We start from the raw sequence: 15,799 nt of genomic DNA on the forward strand, positions 1-15,799 counted from the left end.
CGCTGGACCGACGGCCACCACATCGTGCACTGGACAGACGGCGGAACCACCAGCCTCGACAACGCCGTGCTCCTGTGCGGCTACCACCACCGGCAGGTCCACCACAGCCCCTGGCAGATCCGCATCAACCCCGCCGACGGACTCCCCGAATTCACCCCACCCACCTACATCGACCCGGAGCAAAAACCCCAACGCAACCGATACCACCGACGCCAGTGAGGGCATAGCTGCTACCTGTCTGTCCGCCACTGCCGCGAGGTCAGCGGCAACTTGTGCGCCACCAGATGGCTCACGCCTACCTGTCCTGTGCCGGCTTCCCACGCGTTGAGCAAGATGGGCAGTCGGTGGGAAGGCGTTCACCAGATCCGAACGGAGCGATGTCGTGGCGTACCAGGTCGCGGTGTGCGGTCCAAGCGACTGCACCGAAGCGGAGCGCGTAAGCGCTTACCGCGTCGGTCAGCTGATCGCCGAACGCGGCGCGGTTGTCATCTGCGGCGGCGGCACCGGGGTCATGGGCGCTGCCGCCGCTGGCGCCCGTTCGCGGGGCGGTCTTGTGATCGGCATCCGCCCCAACGACAGCCGGACAGGCGCCTCCCCTGACCTGTCCGCAACGATCGTGACGAACATGGGCGAGGCCCGCAACGCGATCATCGTGTGGAGCGCCGACGCGGTGATCGTCGTCGGTGGTTCGTGGGGAACGTTGAGTGAAGTCGCCCTCGCGAAGCGACGCGGCGACCTCCGGGTTGTCTCACTCTACGGTTGGCAGGTGCTTGACCAGTACGGGCAGCCGGTCCCGGGAATCGACGTCGCCGACAGCCCGGAAGCCGCCACCGCGCTGGCACTCGCGGATGACGACCCATCATGGACGGCGTGACAGACGAGCCGGATGACAGACGAACGGGATGACAGACGACAGGCGGCGCCGTCGACACGATCGGGTCAGTGAGGGCCGCATGAGTCACACTTCTCGCCCGGCCGCCCGCCGGTAGCGCTGGATCAAGCCGGTTGCGGCGCGCCCTCAGCGACCGCCACCGCGGGATGGTCTGTACCCGGGGGCCTGGACGCTCCGCTCACGAGGGGACCTCCGCCTGTACGCGGGCCCGCTCGAGCTGTCCGGCGACGGAGTCAAGCAGCGAGTTCCACGCGTCCTCGAACTTCTGCAGGCCCTCTTCCTCCAACCGGCGCACCACGTCGTCGTAGTCGATTCCCGCCTGCCGAAGCTCACCGAGAATCGCCTCGGCTTCGTCGTATGTTCCGGCGATCGTGTCGCCGCGCACGACGCCGTGGTCGGCAACCGCACTCAGCGTCGCCTCCGGCATGGTGTTGACCGTGCCCGGAGCAACGAGTTCGACCACGTACCGGGTGTCGTCGTACGCGGGGTCCTTGACACCAGTGGACGCCCAGAGTGGGCGCTGCGGCCTCGCTCCCCGCCTTGCAAGCTCTTGCCAGCGCGCGGAGTCGAAGACCCGTTCGTACTGCGCGTACGCCAGCCGAGCGTTCACCAGCGCGGCCCGTCCGCGCAGCTCGGGCCGGCCGAGCTTGTCCAGCCGGGCATCTATCTCGGTGTCGACCCTGGAGACGAAGAAGGATGCGACCGATGCGATGCCGCGCAGGTCGTGGCCGTTCGCCGCCGCCCGCTCGAGGCCGGTGAGAAACGCTTCCATGACCGCCTCGTACCGCTCCAGGGAGAAGATCAACGTGACGTTGACGCTGATACCCGCCGCAAGCGTCTCAGTAATGGCCGGTAGGCCCTCCACCGTCGCGGGGATCTTGATGAACAGATTCGGCCGGTCCACCAACCACCACAGCGCCCTGGCTTCAGCCACCGTCCGACGGCGGTCGCGCGCGATACGCGGGTCGACCTCGATCGACACGCACCCGTCCGTGCCGTCGGTGCGCTCGTAGACGTCGCGCAGCACGTCGCACGCCCATCGGACGTCGTACGTGGTTAGCGCCCGCACCGCCTCCCCGACGCCCGTCCCGCGCAGCGCGAGGTCGAGCACCTGCTCGTCGTAGTCCTCCCCCGAGCTGAGCGCGTTCTGAAAGATCGACGGGTTGGTCGTCACGCCCACGACCGAGGCGGTGCGAACCAGGTCCGCCAGATTGCCGCTGCGCAGTCGGGCTCGCGACAGGTCGTCCAGCCACACGGCCACGCCGGCCGCTGACAGCTCGGCCAGGGGTTGCGTTCTCACAGGCTGCGTCCTCACGGGCTGCGTTCTCACGGGCTGCGTCCTCACGGGCTGCGTTCTCAGGTCGGTCACGGGCTCCTCCAGCCGCACTTGAATGCTTTATGGTGACCGCCGGGTCCGAGCCTCGCGGGGGGAGAGGCTCGGACCCGACGCAGGGGGCTCACCTGACGAACAGGTCCGACCGCCACCAGCGGTTTTGGTTCATGGCTGGCGGCCCCGGGAGCCCCACTAGCGGAACGCCTGGATACCCGTCACCGCACCGCCGACGACCAGAGCGTGCACGTCCGCCGTGCCCTCGTACGTGACAACCGATTCGAGGTTGTTCATGTGCCTGATCACCGGATACTCGAGCGAGATGCCGTTCGCCCCGAGGATCTGACGCGCGGTCCGCGCCACCTCCAGCGCCGCGTTGACGTTGCCAAGCTTGCCCATGCTGACGTGCTCGGGCCGGATCCGACCCTCATCCTTCATACGGCCAAGGTGCAGGGCCAGCAGGGTCGCGCGGTTGACCTCGAGCGCCATCATCGCCAACTTCTGCTGCTGGATCTGGAAGCCGGCGATCGGCTTGCCGAACGCGACCCGCTCCCGGCTGTAATCCAGGGCGGCTTCGAAGCACGCCCGTGCCGCCCCGATCGCCCCCCAGACGATGCCGTAGCGGGCCTCGTTCAGGCAGGAGAGCGGACCGCGCAGCGAGGTTGCCCCGGGGAGCATCGCGGACTCCGGCAGCCGGACATCGTCGAGCAGCAGTTCAGAGGTCACCGACGCCCGCAACGAGAGCTTCTTCTTGATTTCCGGCGCGGTGAAGCCCGGAGTACCTGCGGGAACGATGAATCCGCGGACCCCCTCGTCGGTCCGGGCCCACACGACCGCGATATCGGCGATCGAGCCGTTCGTGATCCACATTTTCGCACCACGCAGGATCCAGTCGCTGCCGTCGCGCTTCGCGTACGTCCGCATCGAGCCGGGGTCGGAGCCCGCGTCCGGCTCGGTCAGCCCGAAGCAGCCGATCGCCTCACCAGCGGCCATCCGGGGCAGCCACTCCTGCTTCTGCTCCTCCGAACCCCAGCGATGGATCGCGTACATCGCCAGCGACCCCTGGACGGAGACGAGGCTGCGGACGCCGCTGTCACCGGCCTCCAACTCCAGGCAGGCGAGGCCGTACGCGGTCGCGCTGGTCCCGGCGCAGCCATACCCCTCCAGGTGCATGCCGAGCACGCCGAGCTTGCCGAGCTCACGGGCGAGCTCACGGGGAATGCGCGCCTCCTCGAACCAGTCCCCCACGTACGGCAGGACCTTATCGCGGACGAAGGCACGGACGGTGTCGCGGATAGCGCGTTCCTCATCGGACAGCGCATGGTCGATATCGAGGTAGTCGTACGGCCGGATGGCGGAGTCACGGGCTGCTGCGTGGGATGCCGGAGAGGCGGACATGCAATGGGCTCCTTGACCGGTTGCGTTCCCTGGACCTAGGGTCAGTGGAATCGTTTCATGTCGAGGGGATGAAACCATATGCCGTCCTCGCTTGACAACCTCCGGGTCCTGGACTTCTCCCGGGTCCTGGCCGGACCGTTCGCCACCATGATGCTGGCTGATCTGGGGGCGACCGTGACCAAGGTTGAGCGCCCCGGTACCGGCGACGACACCCGTTCGTGGGGGCCGCCGTACGACGAATACGGTCAGGCGACGTACTTCCAGTCGGTCAACCGCAACAAGGACAGTCTCGTACTGGACCTCGCCGACCCGGACGACCTGGCGTACGCCCAGCGGCTCGCCGCCAACGCCGATGTGGTGGTGGAGAACTTCCGCCCGGGCGTGATGGAGCGGCTGGGGCTGGGCTACGACGAACTGCGCGCAGACAACCCTGCGCTGGTCTACTGTTCGATCACCGGGTTCGGCCGTGACGCCGGCGCCGCCCTCCCCGGGTATGACCTGCTGATCCAGGCCCTTGGTGGACTGATGAGCATCACCGGCGAGCCGGACGGCGAACCGCAGAAGGTCGGAGTCGCCCTGGTCGACGTCCTCGCCGGACTGTTCTCCACTGTGGGCATCCTCGCGGCGCTGCGGCACCGCGACCGCACCGGGGCCGGCCAGCGCGTTGAGGTCAACCTGCTGTCCTCCCTACTCGCGGCGCTGGTCAATCAGGGTGCCGCGTACACGGCTGCCGGCGCGATTCCCTCGCGTATGGGTAACCAGCACCCCAGCATCGCGCCGTACGAACTGCTCCGCACCGGCGACGGTGACCTCGTGCTCGCAGTCGGCACCGACCGTCAGTTCGCCTCGCTGTGCACGGTGCTCGGCATCCCGGACCTTGCGCTGGACGAGCGGTTCTCCAGCAATCCCCGCCGGGTCGCCCACCGCACGGAACTGCGTGCCACTTTGGAGAACGCGCTGGCCACCCGGCCCGCGTCGGCGTGGGCCGCCAGCCTCACCGACGCCGGCGTCCCGGCCGGAGTGGTGAACGACCTGGCCACCGCTTTCCGCCTCGCGGCTGACCTGGGCCTGGCACCCATCGTGGACCTGCCCCGGCCCGACGGCACCACGGTCGCCCTGACCCGCAACCCCATCAGCCTGTCGGAGACGCCGCCGGTCTATCGGTCGGCTCCGCCGCGGCTCGGGCTGTACGAGATCGACACGATCTCCTAAAGCCCCGCCCCAAACCCGACGACGAGAGCAGGTGCCCCACGTGACCAGCCTGGCCCCTCCACCCACCCGCACCGACGGCAGAAGCCTCTTCATCGGCGGTTCGTGGCTCACTGCGGACGCGGTGTACGAACGTTTCAACCCGGCCGACCTAGCACAGCTCACCGGCACCTACGCCCTGGCGACGCCGGACCACGTACGGACCGCGTACGACGCCGCAGCGGCCGCCTTCCCCGGTTGGGCGGCCACGCCGGCGCCGGAGCGGGCGAACGTCCTGCGACGCGCCGCGGACCTGCTGGAGGCACGCGTCGACGAGGCCACCCGGCGCCTCACCGCCGACATGGGCAAGGCGCTGCGCGACGCGCGCGGCGAGGTCCTGCGCAGCTGCGCGATCCTGCGCTACTTCTCCGGTGAGCTCCTCCAGCCCAGCGGGGAGACGTACCCGAGCGCGGACCCCTCGACGACACTGCTGACGATCGAGGAGCCGCTCGGGGTGGTCTGTGCGATCACGCCCTGGAACTTCCCGTCCGCCATCCCGGTCTGGAAGCTCGCGCCAGCTATCGGCTTCGGCAACACGGTGGTCTGGAAGCCCGCCGAGGCGGCCTCCGGCAGCGCCGTCCTCCTCACCGAGGTGCTGGCCGCGGCCGGGCTGCCGGACGGCGTGCTCAACCTCGTGACCGGGAAGGGCAGCGCCCTGTCCGGGGCGCTGACCGGTGACCCGCGGCTGGCTGCCCTGACCTTCACCGGATCGGGCGGCGTCGGGACCCGGCTGCGCCAGGCCGTCGCGGACCGCAACGTCAAGGTGCAGCTCGAGCTCGGCGGCAAGAATCCGGCGGTGGTCCTGGCCGACGCCGACCTGGAGGACGCAGCCGTGCAGATCGTCCGGGGCGCCATGCTGTCGACGGGCCAGCGGTGCACCGCGACGAGCCGGGTCTACGTCGAGCGCTCGGCTGCGCCCCGCCTACGCGAGCTACTGCGCGCGCGGGTGGCCGAGCTCGTCGTCGGTGACCCGTTCGACGAGGCGACCGACGTCGGCCCGCTGGCCTCCGCCGAGCAGCGCGATACCGTCGCCTCCTACCTGAAACTCGCCCGCGACGAGCAGGTGGAGGTCGTCGTCGGTGGCTCCGTACCGGACGACGGCAGCTGCTTCGTCTCCCCTACCGTGCTGGCGGGCGTCCGCCCCGACAGCCGGCTGGTGTGCGAGGAGATCTTCGGCCCCGTCCTCGTCCTCGAGGAGGTCGACGACTTCGACGCGGCGCTGGCTGCGGCTAACGACACAGAGTTCGGACTGTCGTCGGGGCTGTTCACCCGCGACCTCGGCAAGGCGATGGCGTTCGTACGTCGTACCCAGTCCGGGCTCGTACACGTCAACCGGGAGACCGCCGGAGTGGAGCCACACGTCCCGTTCGGTGGTGTCAAGGGTTCCAGCAGCATGGCCCGCGAGCAGGGCAAAGCGGCCCGCCAGTTCTTCACCACCACCAAGACGGTCTACCTGCGCACCACCTGACGCGAACGGCACAGCGGCCACAACGGGCCGCCGGACGACCGCCGCATCCCCACGCCGGCTCAGCACACGACACCTCAGCACACGACACCTCAGCACACGGCACCTCACCACTCGATACCCGGGAGAGAGCGTCACATGGACAACACGAAGAAGTTCTACATCGACGGTGCATGGGTGGAGCCGACGACGTCGGCAACTCTCGATGTCATCAACCCCGCCACGGAGCAGCCGATCGCCGCGATCGCGCTGGGCGCCCAGGCCGATGTCGACCGGGCGGTGGCGGCGGCACGCCGGGCGTTCGAGTCGTTCTCCCGCACTAGCGTCGACGAGCGGATCGCGCTGCTGGAGCGGATCCTCGAGGTGTACGCCACCCGCGAGGCCGACCTCGCGGAGGCGATGACGGCGGAGATGGGCGCCCCGGCGGCGTTCTCGGCGAACGCACAGGTGCCGTGCGGCACCGGGCAGTTCGCGTTCGCGCTGGAGGCCCTCAAGAAGTTCCGGTTCGAGGAGCGGGTCGGCACGTCGACCGTCGCCCACGAGCCGATCGGGGTCTGCGGCCTGATCACGCCGTGGAACTGGCCGATGCTGCTCATCGCGGCGAAGGTCGCCCCCGCGATCGCCGCCGGCTGCACGATGGTGCTCAAGCCGTCCGAGCTCGCGCCGCTGAACGCGCTCATCTTCGCGGAGATCATGGACGAGGCAGGCGTTCCGGCCGGCGTGTTCAACCTGGTCAACGGCGACGGCCCCACCGTCGGTGTGGCACTGTCGTCGCACCCGGACGTCGACATGGTCTCGTTCACCGGTTCCACCCGGGCCGGTATCGAGGTCGCCAAGAACGCGGCGCCCACGGTGAAGCGGGTCGCGCAGGAGCTCGGCGGCAAGTCGGCCAACATCCTGCTCGACGACGCCGACTTCGCGACCGCGATCCCCCGCGAAATGGGCTCCGTGTGCGCGAACACGGGGCAGTCCTGCAACGCCGGCGCACGGTTTCTCGTACCGGCTGATCGGCTGGAGGAGGCGGCGGCCATCGCCGCGAAGGCCGCCGAGTCGATCGTCGTAGGGCGCCCGGACGACGAGCGCACGGTGATCGGTCCGGTGGTGTCCCAGGCGCAGTACGACAAGGTGCAGCGGCTCATCCAGTCCGCCGTCGACGAGGGCGCCACCGTCGTCGCGGGCGGCACGGGCCGCCCGGAGGGGCTGGAGACCGGGTACTACGTCAAGACCACGGTCATCGCGGGGGTCACCAGCGACATGCAGATCTTCCGGGAGGAGATCTTCGGCCCGGTCATCACGATCACGCCCTACTCCGACGAGGAGGACGCGATCCGAATCGCCAACGACACCCTGTACGGCCTGTCGAACTTCGTCTCGTCGGCCTCCCACGAGCGCGCCCGCACGGTCGCCCGCCGGCTGCGCAGCGGCATGGTCCACATCAACGGCGCCGGCCTGGACTTCGCGGTGCCGTTCGGCGGCTACAAGCAGTCCGGCAACGGGCGCGAGTACGCCGAGTGGGGGCTGCGGGAGTTCCTCGAGGTGAAGTCGATCTACGGCGACAACGCCTGATCCACAGCCGTCGGCTGATCAGCCCGGCCCACGTCGAGCCCTCGCTGTCCACCGGCGAGGGCTCGACGTTGTCCCCCGTCTCTGTCCAGGGAGCTCTGTCCAGGGAGCTCTGTCCAGAGAGCTCTGTCCAGAGAGCTCTGTCCAGGGAGCTCTGTCCAGGGAGCTCTGTCCAGGGAGCTCTGTCCAGGGAGTGTCGTGTCCTCAGTTCACGTTGACCTCGTGATCCCGGTCAAGTCCCTCGCTCGGGCCAAGTCCCGCCTGCTCGGAGCGGCGGACAGCGGTGTCGGCGACGCAGGGGCGCACGCCACCCTGGTGCTCGCCATGGTGACCGACACCGTACGGGCGGCGCTCCACGCGGACACCGTCCGCCGGGTCGTCGTGGTCACGCCGGACCCGCTGGTCGCGCTTGCCGCCGAGCGCGAGGGGGCACGAGCGCTGTGCGACGAACCCGCCGGAGGGCTGAATGCCGCCCTCCGCTACGGGGCAAGCGTTCTGCGGGCCGACGATCCCGGCGCGGTCATCGGCGCGCTGCAGGCGGATCTCCCCGCGCTGCGCCCCACTGAACTGTCTGCCGCGATCGCGGCCGCCGCCGGGCGCCGCGCGTTCTGCCCGGACCGCCAGGGCGGCGGCACGACGCTGCTGCTCGGAGCCCGTGGCGGGACTCTCCGGCCGCACTTCGGCCCCGGATCGGCGGCCGCCCACCTGGCGACCGGCGCCCTCCTCCTGGCCGGCCCCTGGCCCACCGTCGGCTCCGACGTGGACAGCGAGGACGACCTGCGGGACGCATACCGGCTCGGCCTGGGCGAGCACACCGCGGGGGTGCTGGCGCGCGCCCGCGGGCTCGCACCCGTCCACGGCTGGCGTGGCGGTGCGCCGGCATACGACGCTCCCTGACGACGGGCGCCAGCCCCTACCCCGCGGGCGCCAGCCCCTACTCCTCGTGCGCCAGCCCTGAGATGTCGACCGTCCAGCAGACCTTGCCGTCGTCGTGGCCCTGCCGCAGCGGCAGGTCGAGCGACGTCAGGAGCCGACGAATCCGGTCGTTGTCCGGCAGTATGTGGGCTTTGGCCCTGCGGATACCGCGACCCGCTGCCTCCGCGAGTACCGCATGGACGAGCACGCGGCCGAGGCCACGGTGATGGTAGGCGTCCTCGACGAAGATGCTCAGCTCCGCACCGCCGAAATCGGGATCTACCTGGGCAAGCGCGACGATCTCCTCCGCGAAGGGGGCACCGAGCGCGACGTCGGTGTGGTCGGCGAGCACATGCCGGGCGGACTCGACGACCGCTGCGACGACCACCCGCCCCGGGCCGGGCTCGCACATGCGCCGGGCCCATCCGAGCGGGAGGGCCGGCAGCGCCTCATGGAAGCGGTCGTAGCGGGTCTGCGGGCTGCAACGGTCCACGGTACGGATCAGAGCGTCGCGGTCCGCCACGGTCACCGGGCGCAGCCGCAGGCCGCCGTGCAGCGGGTGGCAACGGACCGCGCTGCCGACGGCACCGCGCTCGGCGGCCGGGTGCGCCTGGGACGCCGCGCAGTGCGACTCGGACGCGGACGAGGCGGCGGACACGGGTACTCCATCAGCTGGCTAACGGGGGCCCTTCCAAGGATCCGCGCCTGACCGTGTGCCGCAACCGCAACGCCGGTGAGACGCCTCACCTGGACCGTTGTCCGCGTGAGGCGTCTCACCGGGACAGTCACCGGGCCCGCTCAGCGCCGGGACAGTCCACGTGCCGCTTCGGCGTCCACGAACCACAGCGTGCAGTCGAGGCCACGCGCGCCGGCCGCGGGGAGAGATCGCTGGTCAGCCCCGCACACCGCCGCTGCGACGGCCTCCGCCTTGGCAGCGCCGGTGGTGATCAACCAGACCTGGTCCGACCTTCGTATCGTGGGCAGCGTCAGGCTGATTCTGGTCGGCGGTGGCTTCGGACAGTCACGGACAGCGACGACCATCCGCCGCTCCTCGTGAACCGCCGGCGAATCCGGAAACACCGACGCGACGTGGCCCTCCTCACCGACGCCCAGCAGGCAGATGTCGAACAACGGGCCACCCGTGGCGTCGCCGTACCGCACCAGCAGTTCCTCGTACGCCGCCGCGGCGGCGTCCGGGTCGTACCCGAATCGCCCGTTCGCCGGCTCCATGACGTGCACCCGACGGGGGTCCACCGGAAGGTGGTCGAGCAGGGCCTCGTAGGCCTGACGCGCGTTGCGATCGGGATTGTCGCTCGACACGAAGCGGTCGTCGCCCCAGAAGAAGTCCACCCTGGACCAGTCGACGGCGCTGTGACCCGAGCCGGCCGTGAGCTCCGCCAGCAGCGCGATGCCGGTCCGCCCGCCGGTGAGCACGACCGACGCGGTGCCCTTCTCCGCTTGCAGGGCCGCCACGCGGGTGGCGAGCCGGCCGGCGACCGACGCAACGAGCTGGGGCCCGTCCGGGTACACGAACACCTTCGGCACATAGCCAATGCGACGCTCGACGACCCCGGTCATCGGACGCCCACCTCGGCGGTCGCGGCCAGCAAGCCGGCACCGGCCGAGTCGAGGAGATCGTAGCCGGTGCTGCGCCGGCGCAGTCGCCGTCCGATGCCGGTCACGAGCTCCTCCAGGGTGCCCTCGTCCACGCGCTGGCCGTGACTGGCCCCCGCGGCTCGGCTGATGTTCTCGTCCATAAGGGTTCCTCCCACGTCGTTCACCCCCGCCTGCAGCAACTGACCGACACCGGGCAGCCCGAGCTTCACCCATGAAGCCTGGATGTTGTTGATGAGACCGTGGTACGCGATCCGGGCTACCGCGTGGACGAGGACGACCTCGCGCCAGGTAGGACCCCGGCGGGCGCCCCGCTTCAGGTAGAGCGGGGCGGCCATGTGGACGAACGGCAACCCGACGAACTCGGTGAACCCGCCGGTCTCGTGCTGGAGCGCACGAGTCCGCAGCAGGTGCCGTGCCCAGTGGACGGGCTGCTCGATCGCGCCGAACATCATCGTGACGTTCGAGCGGAGGCCCACCGAGTGGGCCACCCGGTGGCACTCCAGCCACTCCGCTGTGTTGATCTTGTCGGGACACAGCACCGCCCGGACCTCGTCGTCGAGGATCTCCGCCGCCGTGCCGGGAAGCGAGCGGAGACCCGCGTCGACCAGCCGCCGTAGGTACTGGTCCAGCGGCTCGCCGAGTCGCTTCGCACCCTCGGTGACCTCGAGTGCGGTGAACCCGTGGACATGGATGCCGGGTGCGGCCTCCTTCGCGGCACGACACACGTCCACGTAGTAGTCGCCGTCGAACTGAGGGTGGATGCCGCCCTGCAGGCACACCTCGGTGCAGCCGAGCTCCCACGCCTCCCGCACCCGCTCCGCGACCTCCTCGAGCGTGAGCAGGTACGGCTTCCCGCGCAGGTTCAACGAGAGCGGGCCCTTGGAGAACCCGCAGAACGTGCACCGGAACGTGCACACATTGGTGTAGTTGATGTTGCGGTTCCGGACGTAGGTCACGTCGTCACCGACCGCCTCCGCACGCAGCTCGTCCGCCAGCCCAGCCACGGCGGCGACCTCGCTGCCCCGTGCTCGCAACAGCGTGACCAGCTCGTCGACACCGAGCTCCTGCCCGGCCCGGGCACCGGCCAGCACCTCGCGAACCGCACCGCCGGCGCGGGCCGGCCGGCTGACCAGGCCGGCCTCCGCCCGGCCGGGGACGAGCGTGCGGGGCGTCGTGCCGGCACCGGAATACCACGCAGTGGAGCGGCGGCCTGCGAGGTCCACCTCCGCGCCGGTCCCGACGTTGTGCGCCTGCCGGTACCGCTCCGGGAACACCGCACCGGGGTCGTCGCGCCCCAGGCCCTCGGCATCGGCTCGGTCGAGCACAGGGAAGTGCAGGGCCTCGTCGAGCCACCGCGCCGGATCATGCGCGTACTCGGGATAGACGGTGAGCCTCGGCGCCAGCACCTTCCCGCGGGCCTCGGTCACCGCACGCAGGTGATCCAGGGCCGGCCAGGGACGCTCGGGGTTGACGTGGTCGGCGGTGACCGGCGAGACGCCGCCCCAGTCGTCAATGCCCGCATCGAGCAGGCTGCCGAAGTCCTCACTCAGGTTGGGTGGCGCCTGCAGGTGCACGTCCGGCGGGAGCACCAGGCGGGCGATGGCGATCGCGCGCCGGAACTCCTCCGGAGGGCAGGCTGGCGCATCGCGCATGGCCGTACCGGGCTTCGGCCGGAAGTTCTGGACGATCACCTCCTGCACGTGGCCGTACCGCTTGTGCGCGTCGGCGATCGCGTGGAGAGCGACCAGCCAGTCGCGCCGGGTCTCCCCGATCCCGACCAGGAGGCCCGTGGTGAACGGGATCGCGAGTTCGCCGGCCGCGCACAGCGTGGCCAATCGCCGCTCGGGTGTCTTGTCCGGCGCGCCCCGGTGCGCCCTGAGGTCCGGGGCCAGCGACTCGATCATCATTCCCTGGCTGGGGCACACCTGACGGAGCCGTTCGAGGTCGACCGGGTCCAGCGCTCCGGCGTTGGCGTGCGCCAGCAGCCCCGTCTCCTCGGTCACCAGCCGGCACATCTTCGCAAGGTAGTCCACGGTGGAGCGGTAGCCGTGCTCGGCCAACCAGTCCGCGGCGACCTGGTACCGGTGTTCGGGCGCCTCCCCGAGGGTGAACAGCGCCTCGTGGCAACCCGCCTCGGCACCCGCGACCGCGATCGCCAGCACCTCGGAGGGGCTCAGGAAGGGCGCCGCTACCCGCGCCGGGGACTGCGCGAACGTGCAGTAACCGCACCGGTCCCGGCACAGGGACGTGAGCGGGATGAAGACCTTCGGCGAGTACGTCACGCGGGTCCCGAACTGCGCGTCGCGCAGGTTCCTGGCCCACCCGGTCAGCTCGGTCAGTGGAAGCTCGAGCAGCTGCTCCTCGGTCGGTGTGACCCGACGGGCACCGCTGGGCAGAGTGGTCATCATTCCTCCTCACTGGGGGCGCCGTGCGCCGGAGAGGCATGGCGAAGCCGAGCGGGCATGGCGAAGCCGAGCGGGCATGGCGAAGCCGCCGGGCCACCCCGTAAGCGGGCTGTGGCGCGCCGTCGACACCATTGGCGACGGCGCGCCAACCGCCCGGCGCGCTATGCCGCTGCTGCTAGGACTCCGCGCCGGGGTCTGTCCCCGCCGTGGCGAGCTTCGCCCGGTCGCGGAGGGCGGGGAGGACGTCATCGGTGAACTGCGCGAGGAAGCGGCGCTGGTCGGCACCGGGGCCGTGGATCACCAGGTCCTGGAAGCCGAGATCGAGGTACGTGCCGATCCGGTCGACGACCTCCTGCGGGTCGTTGGAGACGATGAACCGGGTGTGCGCTTTGTCTGCGTTCGCGTCGGCGACCCGCTCCATCTCCAGCGGGTCTTCGATGCCGGTCTTCTGGTCCGACGTCAGCGCGAGCGCGGCCCACCAGTGGCACGCCCGGTACGCGTAGTCGAGGTCCCGGTCGTAGGACACCTTGATCTCGATCATGCGGCGGATCGCTGAGAGATCGCGCCCGGCCGCGGTCGCGCCCTCGGCCACGTTGTCCAGCAGCGTCGTGTACAGCGCGGGGTCCTTGCCGCTGGTGCAGATGAAGCCGTCGCCGACCCGGCCGGCGAGCTTGGCCGCGAGCGGGCCGGACGCCGCGACGAAGATCGGCACCGGGACGTCGGGGCGGTCGTAGATGGTGGCATTCGACGTCTCGTAGTAGTCGCCCTTGAACGTCACCCGCTCTTCCGTCCAGAGCTGACGGATGAGGGCGATCGACTCCGCGAGGCGCAGTCGGCGCTCCTTGGGCCCGGGGAACTCCAGGCCGGTCGCCGGCGTCTCGTTCATCGCCTCACCGGAGCCGATGCCCAGGAACACCCGTCCCGGGTTCAGCGCGCCCAGCGTGCCGAACGCCTGCGCCACGATCGAGGGGTGGTACCGCAGCGTCGGGGTCAACACGCTGGTGCCGAGGACGGCCCGGTTCGTGGCCTGACCCAGCGCGCCGAGCCAGGTGAGCGCGGACGGCGCGTGTCCGCCGTGGTGCCGCCACGGCTGGAAGTGGTCCGAGATAGCGACCAGGTCGAGCCCACGCTCCTCGGCCTCGACGGAGAATTCCAGCAGTTCGCGGGGCGCGAACTGCTCCGCCGACGCCTTGTAGCCGATCCTGACTGTCATCCTGGTACGTCCTCTCAGAAGATCTGGTTCTGGCCGCCGAAGACCTCGCTCACCGAGTCGCAGGTGAAGATCCGACAGATCGAGTCGGTGAGGAGGCTCGAGCATGAAACCACCCGGACGTTGTCCGGCGTTCCCGGTCGGAGCGGAATCGTGTCGGTCACCACGATCTGCTCGAACACGGAGGCGGCGAGGTTGGTGTATGCCGGACCGCTGAACACGGGATGCGTGGCGGCGGCGAAGACCCGCTCGGCACCCGCCCGCATCACCGTCTCACCAGCGGCGCGCAGCGTACCGGCGGTGTCGATCATGTCGTCGACAACGATAGCGGTCTTTCCGGCCACGTCGCCGATCACGTACCCGATCTCGGCGACCTGCTGCTGTGGCCGCTCCTTGTCAAGGATCGCGAGGTCGGCGCCGAGCAGGCTGGCGAACTTCTTGTTCAGCTTCACCCGGCCCGCGTCCGGGGCGACGACGACGAGGTCGGAACCCAGCCCGAGGTCGCGGAAGTAATCAGCGAGGATCATCAACGCGGTCATGTGGTCGACCGGGACCTGGAAGAAGCCCTGCAGCTGACCGGCGTGGAGGTCCATTGTCAGGACCCGGTCCGCCCCGGCCGATTCGAGCATCCGGGCGACGAGCCGCGCCGAGATCGGTTCCCGGGGGGCGCTCTTCTTGTCCTGCCGTGAGTAGCCGTACCACGGGGTCACCGCGATCACGCGGTGCGCGCTCGCGCCGACCGCCGCGTCGATCATGACCAGCAACTCCATCAGCGCGTCGTTCGCGTTGATGCCGGTCACCGGGTTCGCGCACATCGGCTGGACGAGAAAAACGTCGGCGCCGCGGATCGACTCCTGGAACCGGCAGTACACCTCTCCACTGGAGAACGTCTTGAGCGCCACCGGACTCAGCCCGACCCCCAGCTTGCGCCCGATCTCCTCGGCGAGGGCAGGATTGGCCCGCCCGCTGAAGAGCATCAGCTGCTTGCCGTCCTTCGGGTCGAGCACCGCGGCGCCCCTGGTCTCCGGCCGCCGCGCCGTCAGCTCCGACCGGAACATACCGATGACTCCTTTACCTCCCGCGCCGGTCGGCGGCCGCTCAGCAGGGCCCGGCCGATGGCGTACGCCTCGCGCAGGTCCCAACCCTCGTACGAGGCCACGGCGAGGTCGCGGATGGCGGGATTACCGTTGACCGCCACGGTGTACGGCAGGTATTGGAAGATGCCGACGTCGGAGGTCGAGTCGCCGTAGGCCACGCAGTCGGCGGTGGTAAGCCCGTACCGGTCGATCAGGGATTTGGTGATCCGTACCTTGTCCTCCACCGACAGCAGCCACTCGGGCCCGGGCTTGCCGCCCAGCTCCACCGCGGCACCGTGCACAGTGGTCGCGCCCCAGTGCAGCATCCGGTCGACGAAGAACTGCGGAGACTGGGTGATCACCGCGCTGTACTCGCCGCGGGCGGCAATGTCGGCGAGCACCTCCGCGACACCCTCGATCCACTCTCCGGCGTGGAACGCGCGGTCGATGTCCGCGTCGGTCAGGTCGCACCAGAGGGGCATGCACCGGTCCCAGAACTCAATGTCGTCGATCTCCCCGCGCGCCCAGCCGTCCTCGATTGCGCGGGCGGCCGCCAAATGCCCGATGTGCCGGCAGATCTCGATAGTTGCGGAGCCGCGTAGCAGGGTTCCGTCCATGTCGAACACATGCAGTTTGGTCACCGGTGCGCACCTCCGTGTCGACCTTCGATCGGAACCTGG

General features: G+C 70.0%; 15 protein-coding genes. 7 read left to right on the forward strand and 8 right to left on the reverse strand.

The window, feature by feature from the left end; translation table 11 throughout:
- Together HC028_RS23895 and HC028_RS23900 are read left to right on the forward strand one after the other, a co-directional pair.
- Positions 1 to 219: HNH endonuclease signature motif containing protein (locus tag HC028_RS23895; RefSeq protein WP_168079658.1), on the forward strand; the 219-nt coding region annotated here is incomplete at its 5' end.
- 163 nt (positions 220 to 382) lie between these two features.
- Positions 383 to 874 carry a TIGR00725 family protein gene (locus tag HC028_RS23900; RefSeq protein ID WP_168079659.1) on the forward strand — a complete coding sequence of 164 codons (492 nt, stop codon included), beginning with the start codon at positions 383 to 385 and terminating at the stop codon, positions 872 to 874.
- Between the two features lie 196 nt (positions 875 to 1,070).
- Here HC028_RS23900 and tal read toward each other — a convergent pair whose 3' ends face one another.
- Positions 1,071 to 2,192 carry a transaldolase gene (gene tal, locus HC028_RS23905; RefSeq protein ID WP_168079660.1) on the reverse strand — a complete coding sequence of 374 codons (1,122 nt, stop codon included), beginning with the start codon at positions 2,190 to 2,192 and terminating at the stop codon, positions 1,071 to 1,073.
- Here tal and HC028_RS28810 point away from each other — a divergent pair.
- Entirely contained in the window at positions 2,110 to 2,283 is a 174-nt protein-coding gene (locus tag HC028_RS28810; RefSeq protein ID WP_373314024.1) for a pentapeptide repeat-containing protein, read from the forward strand. The two genes, tal and HC028_RS28810, sit on opposite strands and share 83 nt — an antisense overlap.
- Before the next feature lie 134 nt (positions 2,284 to 2,417).
- Here HC028_RS28810 and HC028_RS23915 read toward each other — a convergent pair whose 3' ends face one another.
- Positions 2,418 to 3,575: an acyl-CoA dehydrogenase family protein gene (locus HC028_RS23915; RefSeq protein WP_203981636.1), complete on the reverse strand. Its 1,158-nt coding sequence runs from the start codon at positions 3,573 to 3,575 to the stop codon at positions 2,418 to 2,420.
- 123 nt (positions 3,576 to 3,698) lie between these two features.
- Between HC028_RS23915 and HC028_RS23920 the strand changes: the two genes are divergently transcribed.
- The 4 genes from HC028_RS23920 to cofC all read left to right on the forward strand — a co-directional run bounded on the left by HC028_RS23920 (position 3,699) and on the right by cofC (position 8,793).
- Complete coding sequence (locus HC028_RS23920; RefSeq protein WP_168079663.1) at positions 3,699 to 4,832, forward strand: CaiB/BaiF CoA transferase family protein; 1,134 nt, start codon at positions 3,699 to 3,701, stop codon at positions 4,830 to 4,832.
- 40 nt (positions 4,833 to 4,872) lie between these two features.
- Positions 4,873 to 6,336: an aldehyde dehydrogenase family protein gene (locus HC028_RS23925; RefSeq protein WP_168079664.1), complete on the forward strand. Its 1,464-nt coding sequence runs from the start codon at positions 4,873 to 4,875 to the stop codon at positions 6,334 to 6,336.
- A gap of 135 nt (positions 6,337 to 6,471) precedes the next feature.
- Positions 6,472 to 7,899: an aldehyde dehydrogenase family protein gene (locus HC028_RS23930; RefSeq protein WP_168079665.1), complete on the forward strand. Its 1,428-nt coding sequence runs from the start codon at positions 6,472 to 6,474 to the stop codon at positions 7,897 to 7,899.
- 195 nt (positions 7,900 to 8,094) lie between these two features.
- Complete coding sequence (gene cofC / locus HC028_RS23935) at positions 8,095 to 8,793, forward strand: 2-phospho-L-lactate guanylyltransferase (RefSeq protein ID WP_168079666.1); 699 nt, start codon at positions 8,095 to 8,097, stop codon at positions 8,791 to 8,793.
- A 37-nt stretch (positions 8,794 to 8,830) separates the two neighbouring features.
- On the opposite strand, the gene HC028_RS28595 is transcribed toward cofC, so the two are convergent.
- The 6 genes from HC028_RS28595 to HC028_RS23965 form a co-directional block, all read right to left on the reverse strand.
- Positions 8,831 to 9,469, reverse strand: a complete 639-nt coding sequence (locus HC028_RS28595; protein ID WP_168079667.1) for a GNAT family N-acetyltransferase — start codon at positions 9,467 to 9,469, stop codon at positions 8,831 to 8,833.
- A 140-nt stretch (positions 9,470 to 9,609) separates the two neighbouring features.
- Positions 9,610 to 10,389 (reverse strand): 6-phosphogluconolactonase, encoded by a 780-nt coding sequence (pgl, locus tag HC028_RS23945; protein WP_168079668.1) that lies wholly within the window; start codon positions 10,387 to 10,389, stop codon positions 9,610 to 9,612.
- Complete coding sequence (gene cofH, locus HC028_RS23950; protein WP_203981633.1) at positions 10,386 to 12,833, reverse strand: 5-amino-6-(D-ribitylamino)uracil--L-tyrosine 4-hydroxyphenyl transferase CofH; 2,448 nt, start codon at positions 12,831 to 12,833, stop codon at positions 10,386 to 10,388. Before cofH ends, pgl begins: the two co-directional genes overlap by 4 nt.
- Positions 12,834 to 13,008: 175 nt before the next feature.
- On the reverse strand, positions 13,009 to 14,046 hold the full coding sequence (fgd, locus tag HC028_RS23955) for a glucose-6-phosphate dehydrogenase (coenzyme-F420) (RefSeq protein ID WP_168079670.1): 1,038 nt from the start codon (positions 14,044 to 14,046) through the stop codon (positions 13,009 to 13,011).
- A 14-nt stretch (positions 14,047 to 14,060) separates the two neighbouring features.
- Complete coding sequence (locus HC028_RS23960) at positions 14,061 to 15,101, reverse strand: ribose-phosphate diphosphokinase (protein ID WP_203981634.1); 1,041 nt, start codon at positions 15,099 to 15,101, stop codon at positions 14,061 to 14,063.
- Entirely contained in the window at positions 15,083 to 15,760 is a 678-nt protein-coding gene (locus tag HC028_RS23965) for an HAD family hydrolase (protein WP_203981635.1), read from the reverse strand. The genes HC028_RS23960 and HC028_RS23965 overlap by 19 nt, the downstream gene beginning before the upstream one ends.
- Between the last annotated feature and the right edge of the window lie 39 nt (positions 15,761 to 15,799).

The sequence above is a fragment of the Planosporangium flavigriseum genome (assembly GCF_011947225.1).
Taxonomy (GTDB): Bacteria; Actinomycetota; Actinomycetes; order Mycobacteriales; family Micromonosporaceae; genus Planosporangium; species Planosporangium flavigriseum.